Origin of the sequence: Polaribacter septentrionalilitoris (assembly GCF_009832745.1) — a bacterium.
Lineage (GTDB): Bacteria > Bacteroidota > Bacteroidia > Flavobacteriales > Flavobacteriaceae > Polaribacter > Polaribacter septentrionalilitoris.
The window spans coordinates 174,741-187,019 of record NZ_VRMJ01000041.1 but is presented as its reverse complement, the minus strand read 5'-3'; the positions used below and the strand labels follow the sequence as shown (position 1 = coordinate 187,019).

Below are 12,279 nucleotides of genomic sequence, written 5' to 3'. Positions count from 1 at the left end.
TTACTCTTTTTTTAAGTTCGAAACGGTATTTCTTTTTAGTTCATTTGTTTTTAAATTGTTAAACTTTTTATTAAAATGATTAGTATTGAATTTTTATTCAAAATCCTTTTTATCTTGATTTTTTATTTTCAGGTTGTTGATTAGACATTATAATCCTTTTAATCTTGTCAGTTTAGTTTTAAAGCTTTTTGTATTTTTACAAACATGAAAGTTATATTTAGTATCGTTTTTCTTTTATTATCAAATGTATTTATCTGTCAAAATTTAGCTGATGGATTTGTTCATTTATCTGATATTGATAGTACCATTCAATCTGAACTCAGGTATTTGAGTAATGATAACTTTATTGGAAAACCTATTGATGGATATAAAAACGATTGCATTATTGTTACAAAAGAAACAGCCAATCAATTAAAAAAAATCCAACAACTTTTATTAAAAAAAGAGCTAAGTCTTAAAATTTTTGACGCATACAGACCTCAACAAGCAGTTGATCATTTTGTAAGATGGGCAAAAGTTTTGAATGATACTTTAATGAAGCAAGAATATTATCCTGATGTTCAAAAATCAGAACTATTTCAATTAGGATATATTGCATCAAAATCTGGACATACAAGAGGTAGCACTGTTGATTTAACCATAGTGAATCTTAAAACAAAAAAAGAATTGGATATGGGAAGTCTTTATGATTTTTTCGGAGTTCAATCTCATCCATTTTATAAAAACATAACAGCTAAACAAAAACAAAATAGACTTTATTTAAGAAAAATAATGTTAGAAAATGGTTTTAAGCCTTATGACAATGAATGGTGGCATTTTACACTAAAAAAAGAACCTTTTCCTAAAACATACTTTAATTTTCCAGTAGAATAGTAAGTTTTAACAAAACTTCAACGACTCCATTATAAATCGGCATTATATTTGTACAATAATTATCAGAATGTTTTACAAAATGAAATCAAAAATTAAATTAATCTTTTTGTTTGCTAGCGTATTCTGTATGTTTAGCGTGTACGCTCAATTAGATAAAAATTCTGATAACTCCAAAAAAGGAAAGATTAAGGCTTTAGTTCTAAATAACTCAAAAGAAGTTAAAAAACCAAATTCTTTAAACACAAAAAATAATAATGGTTTCAAAGATGCTTATAAAAAAGAACAAGAAAAGTTAAAGAAACAACAAGCTCAAAACTCACTAAACAACAAAGGTATTTTAACAAAAGCTAAAATAACAGAAGAACGTTTTTTAAAAGCTTTTAAAAAAATAAACGGACAATATATTTATCCAAAAATAGATCAAGATTTAGGAAGTATTAGAACTAACTCCAAAAGTGTAAACATCATCTGCAGAGACTTTCAATACCCTGATGGAGACAGAGTTACTATTTATGTAAATGACATCCCTGTTATTGTAAATATCACTCTACAACAGCACTATCAAAAATTTAACATTCCGCTTGAAGTTGGCATTAATAAAATAGCCATTGAAGCATTAAATCAAGGCACTTCAGGCCCAAACACTGCTGCTTTTAAAGTCTTTAATGACTCAGGAATGCTTATCTCCTCTAATGAATGGAATCTTGCCACTGGTGCAAAGGCAACATTGTTGGTTGCTAAAGACAAATAAGTTTTCATTAAAATTGCGTAAAATACATTAAACACGTTTTTTTATTCTACCTAAAACAGTTATTTTTGCTTTTCGATTATTAAAGTAATCATCAAAAAACAAACAATAACAACTAGAATGAAAAAAATCACCAAACAAACCTATTTAGATTGGTACAAAAACATGCTTTTTTGGCGTAAATTCGAAGACAAACTTGCTTCTGTTTACATTCAACAAAAAGTTAGAGGTTTCTTACACCTGTATAATGGTCAAGAAGCTATTCTAGCTGGTGCATTACATGCAATGGATTTATCAAAAGATAAAATGATCACTGCATATAGAAACCACGTACAACCAATTGGTATGGGAGAAGATCCTAAACGCGTAATGGCTGAATTATTTGGAAAAGTAACTGGAACATCCAAAGGAATGGGAGGTTCTATGCACATTTTCTCTAAAGAGTTTGGTTTTTATGGTGGACACGGTATTGTTGGTGGACAAATTCCATTAGGTGCTGGTATTGCTTTTGGTGATAAATATAATAATACAGGTGGTGTTACGTTAACTTGTTTTGGTGATGGTGCTGCAAGACAAGGATCTTTGCACGAAGCTTTTAATTTAGCTATGTTGTGGAAATTACCTGTAATCTTCATTTGTGAAAATAATGGTTACGCTATGGGAACTTCTGTAGACAGAACTGCAAATCATCCTGATATTTGGAAACTTGGTTTAGGTTACGAGATGCCATGTGGACCTGTAGACGCTATGAATCCTATTAAAGTTGCAGAAGCTATTGACGAAGCACTACAAAGAGCTAGACGTGGTGACGGACCAACTTTCTTAGAGATGAAAACATACAGATATAGAGGACACTCTATGTCTGATGCTCAACACTACAGAACAAAAGATGAAGTAGAAGAATACAAAAAAATAGACCCTATTACTCAGGTAAAGGAAGTTATTTTAGAGAAAAAGTATGGTACTACAGACGACATTGCAGCTATAGATAAAGAAGTAAAAGCAATGGTAAAAGAATGTGAGCAATTTGCAGAAGAATCTCCATTCCCACCAGTACAACAATTGTATGATATGGTTTATGAACAAGAAGATTACCCTTTTATAAGTTAAAATATGGCAACAGTAATAAATATGCCCAGACTAAGTGACACCATGGAAGAAGGTGTTGTGGCAAAATGGTTAGTAAAAGTTGGAGATAAAATTGAAGAAGGTGATATTTTAGCTGAAATTGAAACTGATAAAGCTACAATGGAGTTTGAATCTTTTCATGAAGGTACTCTATTACATATCGGAATTCAAGAAGGAGAAACTTCTCCTGTTGATAAATTATTAGCAATTATTGGTGAAGAAGGTGAAGATATCTCTGCACTTTTGAGTGGTGATGATTCAGAGTCTCCAAAAGAAGAACCTAAAAAAGAAGAAGAAACAAAAGAAGAAACTACTTCTAATGATTCTACTTCTGAAACAGTTGCAATTCCTGATGGAGTTCAAGTAATTAATATGCCTCGTTTAAGTGATACTATGACTGATGGTACAATTGCTACTTGGTTGAAAAAAGAAGGTGATACTGTAGAAGAAGGTGATATGCTTGCCGAAATTGAAACTGACAAAGCTACAATGGAGTTCGAATCTTTCTATGAAGGAACTTTATTATACATTGGCGTTCAAGAAGGTGATACTGCTCCTGTAGATAGTTTATTAGCCATTATTGGTCCTGCTGGAACTGATGTTTCTGCAATTGTTGCCAATGGTGGAGCTGCTCCTACTGCTGAAAAACCAGCATCTAGTGAGGAGAAAAAAGAAGAAAAACCTGCTGCTAAAAAAACAGAAGAAACAAAACCTGCTGCTGCAAGTACTAACACAAATGGTGGACGTGTTTTTGCTTCACCTTTAGCAAAGAAAATCGCTGCCGATAAAGGTATCAATTTAGCCGATGTTAGTGGTTCTGGAGAAAATGGAAGAATTATCAAAAAAGATATAGAAAACTACACTCCTGCTACTAAAGCTGTTGAAACTTCGGCTGCTAGTTCAACTACAAGCGTAGTAGCTGCTGGTGAAGAAAAATCTGAAGAGGTTAAGAATTCTCAAATGCGTAAAGCAATTGCAAAATCTTTAGGAAACTCTAAGTTTACTGCTCCTGATTTTAGTTTGAATATTGAAGTTGATATGGACAATGCTATGGCCTCTAGAAAAACCATTAATGCAATTCCGGATACTAAAGTATCGTTTAACGATATGGTTGTTAAAGCATGTGCTATGGCATTGAAAAAACACCCACAAGTAAATACTTCATGGACAGATGCAAATACAGTTTACCACAGTCATATTCATGTTGGTGTTGCTGTAGCTGTAGATGATGGTTTATTAGTACCGGTTATTAAACATACAGATCAATTAAGTTTAACTCAAATTGGTGCTGGTGTTAGAGATTTAGCTGGTAAAGCAAGAAATAAGAAATTAGCTCCTACAGAAATGCAAGGAAGTACATTTACAGTTTCTAATCTTGGTATGTTTGGTATTCAGAATTTTAATTCTATTATCAATCAACCAAATTCAGCTATTTTATCTGTAGGTGCTATTGTTGAAAAACCAGTAGTTAAAAACGGACAAATAGTTGTAGGTAATACAATGAACCTAACCTTAACATGTGACCACAGAACTGTTGATGGTGCTGTTGGTGCTCAATTTTTACAAACATTAAAAACATTTATTGAAAACCCAGTAACAATGTTAGCTTAGTTTTCAATTCGTTTTGAATAAAAAAAAACCGAAATTTCAGAAAATGAAATTTCGGTTTTTTTAATCTATATATCACTCTAGCGACTTCTTCTTCGCATTCTATTGTTTCTCATTTCTAACATTTTCTTTTGTATAGTTTGTGTATAATCAACCTTGGTTATTTCTGTACCTTTCTCTGGGGCTACTATTTCAATTTTCTCCTCTCCATTAATTACAACTTCTGTACATAGTAATGTTGTATTTCCTCTACTCACCTCTAAAATTAAACCAGGTAAACCCCAATACTCTCCAGGACCATGTGTTACAGGTATTTGAGTTGTATACCATGCCTCTACAACTATTAAGTCTTCTTCTAGTTTTTCACCTTCTTTTTTTTCTTTGTTACGTAAATCACTCCAAGAAAAGTTATACCAATCTAATTCGTTTTTTGGCACAAAAGCTTTTGCTTTATAACAAGTATAATTCCCAATTTTTTTAGTTTCAGAACCTAAATTCCATTCTATTTTGTATAGATTATCTTTAATTAAAAAACGTTTTCCATAAAACTCTTGTTCTTGTGTTAATGTTTTTTGTTTGACATTTTTGTATTGATCTCCTCTAGAAAAATATGCACCCCAACTATCTGTTGCTCCAGAAATAGCATCTATTTGTTCATCTTCTAAAAACATAGACTCTGAACTATTGAAAGTTAACACATATGTTTTTTCTAACCTGTTTTTTAAACGAGCTTGAATCTGTTTTTTCTGACCTTCTGATAATCTTGCTCCCCAATTCCCAAGTTCCATTTTAGATTTAGAGATATAGACTGCCTTTCCTTGAAAACCTTGAGCAAAAGCACTTAAAGAAAGTAAAACAGTAAAGGACAATAATAATGATTTAATAGTAGTTGATTTCATAATAACATTTTATGTTTAACAAACATACATAAAAATTAAACAGAAATTGTTGCTAAAAAAAACATTTAACATTTTTTTAGCTGATATTCAAAAGATTATAGAATAATATTTTAAACTAGAGACATTAATCTATAAAAAAAGAGGCTCCATTTTATAAAGCCTCTTATATTTTATAATTAATGTAAAAGTACTACCATCTTATAATAACACTTCCCCAAGTAAACCCACTACCAAAAGCTGCCAAAACAACAAGGTCATTATCTTTTATTTTTTCTTTTTCCCAAGCTTCTGTTAGGGCTATAATTACAGATGCTGCAGTGGTATTTCCATATTTCATAATATTGTTATACACCTTATCATCTGTCAATCTAAATTTCTTTTGGATAAATTGTGCAATACGTAAATTAGCTTGATGCGGAATTAACATATCAATATCTTCTTTTTGTAAATTATTAGTCTGCAAACCTTCTACAATCGCTTCAGAAAAACGAGTTACTGCATGTTTAAATACAAACTGACCATTCATATACGGATAGTAAGAAACGTCATCAGGATCATTTGCTTCTAAAATTTCTGGTACCCATCTTTGAGTTGAAGGTCCATCTAGCATTAATTCTCTAGCATGTTTTCCTTCTGAGTGCAAATGTGATGACAAAATACCTTTGCCTTTTTCTTCACATCTTGATAAAACTGCAGCTCCTGCTCCATCCCCAAAAATAACAGTTACACCTCTACCTCTAGTTGATTTTTCTAACCCCCCAGAATGGTTTTCGGCACCAATCACCAAAATGTTTTTATACATTCCGGTTTTAATAAATTGATCTGCAACTGACATCGAATAAATAAAACCAGAACATTGATTACGTACATCTAAAGCACCAATAGTTGGCATTTCTAACATATCTTGAATCTGAACACCTCCACCTGGAAAATACATATCTGGACTCAAGGTTGCAAACACAATAAAATCGATATCATCTTTGGTTAAACCAGCTCTTTCAATCGCTATTTTTGCGGCTTTAGCACCCATAACTGCTGTAGTATCTCCTGTCTTTGGATCTATCCAACGTCTTTCTTGAATTCCTGTTCGTTCTTGAATCCATTCATCAGAAGTTTCCATAAACTCCTTTAAATCGTTGTTGGTAACAACGTTATCTGGCACGTAATACCCTAAACCAGTTATCTTTGAGCTGTACATATATTTATCTTTAGTTAATTATTTGTTGTAATAAGCTAAAATAAGCAATTTTATACGGATAGAAAACTGACGAAACTCATCAATTTATGTCATCTTGTCACAATACAATATTTGGTATTTTTTTTGACTATACACTTATCAAATTATAAAATAATAACTGTCTGTCAGTTCGAGTGAATTTTGAAGAATGAAAAATTTTTATCGAGAACAATTATAACTTCTCGATACGATTTTCAAAAAAGAAAATCACTCGAAGTGACATCAACAAAAACTAAAATAAACATAAAATTATGAGCAAAGGAAACATTAATGTATCAGTAGAAAATATTTTTCCACTGATTAAAAAATTCTTGTACTCTGATCACGAAATCTTTTTACGTGAATTAATTTCAAACGCAACTGATGCAACTACCAAATTAAAACACTTAATTTCTATTGGTGAAGCAAACACTGAGTTAGGTGATGCAAAAATTGAAATCAGTATTGATGAAAAAGCAAAAAAACTGACCATTAAAGACCAAGGTTTAGGAATGACTGCTGATGAAGTTGAAAAATACATCAATCAAATTGCATTTTCTGGTGCTGAAGAATTTTTAGATAAATACAAAGACGATAAAAACGAAACTGGTGTAATTGGACACTTTGGTTTAGGTTTTTATTCTGCTTTTATGGTTGCTGATAAAGTTGAAATCATTACAAAATCTTTTAAAGATGAGCCTGCTGCACATTGGACCTGTGATGGTTCTCCTGAATACACTTTAGTTGAAGCTGACAAATCTGACAGAGGAACAGAAATTATTTTGAACATTGCTGAAGATTCTACGGAGTTTTTAGAAGAAGGTAAAATTAGAGGTTTATTAACCAAATACAATCGTTTTAATCAAGTGCCAATTAAGTTCGGTACTAAAAAAGTAAACGATCCTACTCACGAACCAAAAACTACAAAAGATGCTGAAGGTAAAGAAACTACAGAACCTCACAGACAGATTGAAGTAGATGATATCATCAACAACACAAATCCTGCTTGGACAAAAAAACCAGCAGATTTAGAAAAAGAAGATTACGATAATTTCTACAGAGAATTGTATCCAATGCAGTTTGAGGAGTCTTTATTTCACATTCACTTAAATGTAGATTATCCTTTTAATTTAACTGGTATTTTATTCTTCCCTAAGTTGTCTCAAAACTTAGACATGCAAAAGGATAAAATTCAATTGTATCAAAATCAAGTTTTTGTAACTGATAATGTAGAGGGAATTGTACCAGACTTTTTACAAATGTTAAAAGGTGTTATTGATTCTCCAGACATTCCATTAAACGTTTCTCGTTCTTATTTACAAGCAGATGGAGCTGTAAAGAAAATCTCTGGTTACATTACCAAAAAGGTTGCTGATAAATTATCATCATTATTCAAAAAAGATCGTGAAGACTTTGAGAAAAAATGGAATGATATTAAAGTAATTATCGAATACGGAATGTTGTCTGAAGATAAATTCTTTGACAAAGCGAAGAAATTTGCTTTATACCCAACAGTAGCAGATACGTTTTTCACTTTTGATGAATTGATTGAGAAAACAAAAGATGCACAAACTGATAAAGATGGTAATCATGTAATTTTATATGCAGCGAACAAAGATGCACAACATAGTTACATACAAGATGCTACCGCAAAAGGGTATGAAGTATTAATTTTAGATTCGCCAATTATATCACACTTAATGCAGAAATTAGAAACTTCTGGTGAAGGAAAAATTAAATTTACAAGAGTTGATGCAGATCATATTGACAATTTAATTAAAAAAGACGAAGAAGTAATTTCTAAACTTTCTGATGAAGAAAAAGAGAAATTAAAGCCAGTAATTGAAGGTGCAGTGAACAATTCTGCATATACAGTGCAATTAGAAGCTATGGATTCTGCTTCTTCTCCATTTATTATTACTGTACCAGAATTTATGCGTCGAATGAAAGAAATGCAAGCTTCTGGAGGTGGAGGAATGATGGGAATGGGCAATATGCCAGACATGTACAACTTGGTGGTAAACACCAATAGTCCATTAGTTTCTGAAATTTTAGCTGCTGATGAAGACAAGCAAAAAGGCTTAATTTCTCAAGCTTTTGATTTGGCAAAATTATCTCAAAACCTTTTGCATGGTGAGGAGTTAACAAACTTTATTAAAAGAAGTTACGAGTTGATAAAATAGTTGATATATTTGTTAGTAATAAAACCTCATTGCTTTTCAATGAGGTTTTTTTTGCTACTTTAAAACATGAATAAAAAAGAAGAAAAACTACTAATTGAAAAAGTTAAATTATTTACACCTTTTTCAAAGCTAGAAAATGTGAGATTCACAGAACAGCCTGACTTAATTGCTAATTTAAATTCTAAAAAAATTGGTATTGAAATAACAGAATGCTTTCAAGATGATTCTTTAAAAGGTTCAGATTTGAAAAAATTTAGGAGTTTTAAAAGGAAAATTGGAAGATTATTAACAAATAATATAACATATAAAATACCCTATCATTTATTTATAGATATAGATAAAAATCTTAACATAAAATCAAATGAGCATGAATTATTATTACAGAAAACAAAGAGATTTTTAGATAATAATATTAATGAAGTTCAAAATAATAAAGTCTTTGATTTTGGTGAACAGGAAATAAATATAAAAGGTATAATCAATATTAACTTATTCTTTACTAATGATTTGCCTAACAACTTTTTTGGTGAATCAGATTATGGTATCATACCCAAATTCACAAATCAACAGCTAAATTTTATATTAAATAAAAAGGATAAAAAATTAAAAAAATATCAAAATTGTGATGAATATTGGCTTTTGATTAGAGAGGGAGATATGACAGCTGCCTCTTTTTCAAAAATTAAAATAGATTATTTTGAAACAAATTTTACAAAAGTTTTTATGTATAGAATTTTTAAAAATGAACTAATAGAATTAAAAAACTAAAATAGAAGATTTAATCTACCTTTACAAAAAATTAAAGAATGTAATTCACAGAATTACCATTATACATAACCTCTTTGTGAAAACAGAGAGGTTTTTTACTATCAATTAGTATATATAAAATTTTAATTAATTGAATGATTATTTTGTTATAATTATATACATTTACTTTTAACTTCTGAGTTTACACCTGCTATGAAAGCTAATTTTTTTAAATTTTTTATTTTCCTTATACTAACTTTAATATCAAGTTGTAGTTACAATTTTTCAGATGATAACTTTATTAATATAGAAACACCAACTTTAAAAGATCAAGTTGTTACAATTCTAAATTTTCAAGAAAATGATACAATTAATATTGACACAAATTTAAGTTATACGTTTAATAACAAATTGAATCAAAATACCGTAAATTCAAAAGTTTTTTTAGATAACGAAATAATTTCTTCGGTATGGGAATTTGGTAAAGGATCGTTCACCATAAAACCTTCTAGATACAATGATGGTCAACATACTATTAGAATTGAGCATACATTTACATCAGGCTCAGGAAGTATAAAAGATCAAACAGGTTTAGAATTTCTAACATTATCACAGTCATATAAATTTGTCATAAAAAGAAACCCCTCTACTCCTCCACCTATCACAAGTGTTAGTATTGAAAATGGAAGTATTAGAATTGATTGGAATTCATCAGAAAACTCTGATTTTGAAAATGCATATTTAAATCTAAAATTTAAACATTCAGAGAGAAGAATTGCCTTAACACCAAATGAAATAAAACATAATAAATATATTGATACATCCACAAAACTTTTAGTAGGGCCAGAAAATTCATGGAGACAAGATATTTTAACATTTGTAGAATATTCAATAGTATATTCAAGTACATATGAAGAATTAAAAGGTTCTGGTAAAAGAATTACATTCGACCCAAATTGGATTAATTTAGAAATTGAGTATCTAAATTCCGACAGTTATAAAATAAAATGGGATAAATATCCACTTTATAACAATGCAAAAGAATTTACTTTTGGTTTCGATACTTTTAGATTTAATGGTTCAACATTAGGGGGTGAAAAAATTATTAATAAACCTTATGTCATTGGTAGAAAATATACAGCCTCTGTTAGTTTTGAAAATTTTAGTGTATATTATTTAGCTGATGAAATTCCACTTGAAAATAATTCTTTCAATTTGTTTAGTGTAGATAATTATCAAATAATAGATGTGCTCTATAATTCTTACACAAAAAAGTATTATGCACTAGTACTTAAAAATAATGCACTTTACATTTATGAATATTCACAAGAAATGATTGTATTAAGAGAAAAATATATTACTAGTGACTCTCCTTATTCTAACTATAATGCTCCTCAAATTTTCAATTTAAACCCCTCGAATAATAATTTTCACATTGAAACTAGTAATGGATCTTATGAAATTGATAAGGATAACCTAAATATTGTTGAAAAATATGAGAATAATAATACATCTGGTTCCTTTCTATCTGTATTAAGAAATGACATTCTCTATAAATATGACACTTCTTCCTTTAAATTATTTTTAGAAGTAAAAAACTTAAAGTCCAATAACATAATTTTTTCGGGTAAATTAAATGCTCCTTCAAATGTTTTTTTAGCTGATGGAGGCATACTCTCAAATGATGCAAAATACCTATATATACCAGATTATAATAAAAATATAGGTACTGTTTATGAAATTGTAAATGATAATCTTGAAAAAGTAATCGATATTAAAGGACGTCCAAGAATAAAGTTTTACAACAATAAAGTTCTTTATGAATTAGATCAAAAAATCTATTTAGTAGATTTAGATACTAAAGTTATAGAATCTTTTGAACCTTTTCATCAGGGAAGATTAATAACATTTGATCCACTTTCTAATAAAGTTTTTTTAGTAAAAGAAGGAGCTGCAGAAATATATGATTTAACATTAAAAACATCTAAAAGATTAAATTATGAAGAAACTAAAGGTGAGAGATATCATAAAGAAATTTACTTCGTTTTCTTTCAAAACAATAGATTAATCTATTCTAATGGAATGTATTTTGATAATTATTGAGAAAAGAATTAAAGCTATGAAAAAATACTTTTATTTGATTGTATCTTTTATTTCTATAAATATTTACGCTCAAAAAGCAGAAATTTTTACAGATTTAAATTTTGGAACATTTACTAACATACCCTTGAGAAATTTTCACAATGAATTAGCTGAGGATATAAATTTTAATGGACTAAAAACGACTGACAATTTCAATTTTAATTATGGATTTACATTTGGATTCAAAATAAACAAAATAAACACATCTTTTTTTTACAGCCATAAAGTTTCTGGCAGTAAAACTTCTCTGGCAGATTTTTCTGGTTTTATTACCCTAACTAATGAAATTAAAGGTGCTACATTTGGAGGTTATTATGAAAAAACAATAAAAAAAACAAGTAAAGGAGAACTGCTTTTTGGGGTTAAAGGCCTTATAACTTTCTCAAAATTAACACTTAAAAACTATAATTCCATTGCGAATAACTTAACTGATGAAAATTTTGATTTTAAATCTGTTGATTTTGGTACTGGTTTACTATTAACCTACAAAGTTCATTTGGGTTCATTAATTATAAAACCATTTATAGGTTTAGATATTTATTTTGGGGGTAAATTAGAATTTGAGGAAATTTCTGATGCGCATTTGACTTTTAAAGATGGAAATCCTGTAAAAACAGGTTGGACTGGTTTAAATGGTGGAATTGGAATTGGGATTCCTATATTTTAAACGAACCCAAACTTTAACTACTAACTATATCTTGTAAATTCAATACAACTTAAACCTTGTTTTTTGAT

10 protein-coding genes are annotated in these 12,279 nt (G+C 29.5%); 8 read left to right on the top strand and 2 right to left on the bottom strand.

What is annotated here, in order from left to right:
• Positions 1–204 precede the first annotated feature (204 nt).
• The 4 genes from FP421_RS11000 (at position 205) to FP421_RS10985 (ending at position 4,360) form a co-directional block, all read left to right on the top strand.
• Positions 205–873 carry a M15 family metallopeptidase gene (locus FP421_RS11000; RefSeq protein ID WP_201288839.1) on the top strand — a complete coding sequence of 223 codons (669 nt, stop codon included), beginning with the start codon at positions 205–207 and terminating at the stop codon, positions 871–873.
• Positions 874–952: 79 nt separating this feature from the next.
• Positions 953–1,624 (top strand): hypothetical protein, encoded by a 672-nt coding sequence (locus tag FP421_RS10995; protein ID WP_201288838.1) that lies wholly within the window; start codon positions 953–955, stop codon positions 1,622–1,624.
• Positions 1,625–1,741: 117 nt separating this feature from the next.
• A complete protein-coding gene (pdhA, locus tag FP421_RS10990) occupies positions 1,742–2,731 on the top strand; it encodes a pyruvate dehydrogenase (acetyl-transferring) E1 component subunit alpha (protein WP_159950576.1) in 990 nt (329 codons plus the stop codon).
• 3 nt (positions 2,732–2,734) lie between these two features.
• Complete coding sequence (locus FP421_RS10985) at positions 2,735–4,360, top strand: dihydrolipoamide acetyltransferase family protein (protein WP_159950574.1); 1,626 nt, start codon at positions 2,735–2,737, stop codon at positions 4,358–4,360.
• Positions 4,361–4,437: 77 nt separating this feature from the next.
• On the opposite strand, the gene FP421_RS10980 is transcribed toward FP421_RS10985, so the two are convergent.
• Together FP421_RS10980 and FP421_RS10975 are read right to left on the bottom strand one after the other, a co-directional pair.
• Complete coding sequence (locus tag FP421_RS10980; protein WP_159950572.1) at positions 4,438–5,256, bottom strand: GLPGLI family protein; 819 nt, start codon at positions 5,254–5,256, stop codon at positions 4,438–4,440.
• Between the two features lie 190 nt (positions 5,257–5,446).
• A complete protein-coding gene (locus FP421_RS10975) occupies positions 5,447–6,454 on the bottom strand; it encodes a 3-oxoacyl-ACP synthase III family protein (protein ID WP_159950570.1) in 1,008 nt (335 codons plus the stop codon).
• Positions 6,455–6,744: 290 nt separating this feature from the next.
• Here FP421_RS10975 and htpG point away from each other — a divergent pair, with 290 nt between their 5' ends.
• The 4 genes from htpG to FP421_RS10955 all read left to right on the top strand — a co-directional run bounded on the left by htpG (position 6,745) and on the right by FP421_RS10955 (position 12,211).
• Positions 6,745–8,655, top strand: coding sequence for a molecular chaperone HtpG (gene htpG, locus FP421_RS10970; RefSeq protein ID WP_159950568.1), 1,911 nt, complete (start codon positions 6,745–6,747; stop codon positions 8,653–8,655).
• A 66-nt stretch (positions 8,656–8,721) separates the two neighbouring features.
• A complete protein-coding gene (locus FP421_RS10965) occupies positions 8,722–9,423 on the top strand; it encodes a hypothetical protein (RefSeq protein ID WP_159950566.1) in 702 nt (233 codons plus the stop codon).
• A 192-nt stretch (positions 9,424–9,615) separates the two neighbouring features.
• Positions 9,616–11,505, top strand: coding sequence for a YncE family protein (locus FP421_RS10960; RefSeq protein ID WP_159950564.1), 1,890 nt, complete (start codon positions 9,616–9,618; stop codon positions 11,503–11,505).
• A gap of 16 nt (positions 11,506–11,521) precedes the next feature.
• A complete protein-coding gene (locus tag FP421_RS10955; protein WP_159950562.1) occupies positions 11,522–12,211 on the top strand; it encodes a hypothetical protein in 690 nt (229 codons plus the stop codon).
• Positions 12,212–12,279 lie beyond the last annotated feature (68 nt).

Bases quoted from the DNA above. Each gene is read 5' to 3' on its own strand.
- FP421_RS11000 (WP_201288839.1), top strand. From the start codon at position 205: ATGAAAGTTATATTTAGTATCGTTTTTCTTTTATTATCAAATGTATTT.
- FP421_RS10995 (WP_201288838.1), top strand. From the start codon at position 953: ATGAAATCAAAAATTAAATTAATCTTTTTGTTTGCTAGCGTATTCTGT.
- pdhA (WP_159950576.1), top strand. From the start codon at position 1,742: ATGAAAAAAATCACCAAACAAACCTATTTAGATTGGTACAAAAACATG.
- FP421_RS10985 (WP_159950574.1), top strand. From the start codon at position 2,735: ATGGCAACAGTAATAAATATGCCCAGACTAAGTGACACCATGGAAGAA.
- FP421_RS10980 (WP_159950572.1), bottom strand. From the start codon at position 5,256: ATGAAATCAACTACTATTAAATCATTATTATTGTCCTTTACTGTTTTA.
- FP421_RS10975 (WP_159950570.1), bottom strand. From the start codon at position 6,454: ATGTACAGCTCAAAGATAACTGGTTTAGGGTATTACGTGCCAGATAAC.
- htpG (WP_159950568.1), top strand. From the start codon at position 6,745: ATGAGCAAAGGAAACATTAATGTATCAGTAGAAAATATTTTTCCACTG.
- FP421_RS10965 (WP_159950566.1), top strand. From the start codon at position 8,722: ATGAATAAAAAAGAAGAAAAACTACTAATTGAAAAAGTTAAATTATTT.
- FP421_RS10960 (WP_159950564.1), top strand. From the start codon at position 9,616: ATGAAAGCTAATTTTTTTAAATTTTTTATTTTCCTTATACTAACTTTA.
- FP421_RS10955 (WP_159950562.1), top strand. From the start codon at position 11,522: ATGAAAAAATACTTTTATTTGATTGTATCTTTTATTTCTATAAATATT.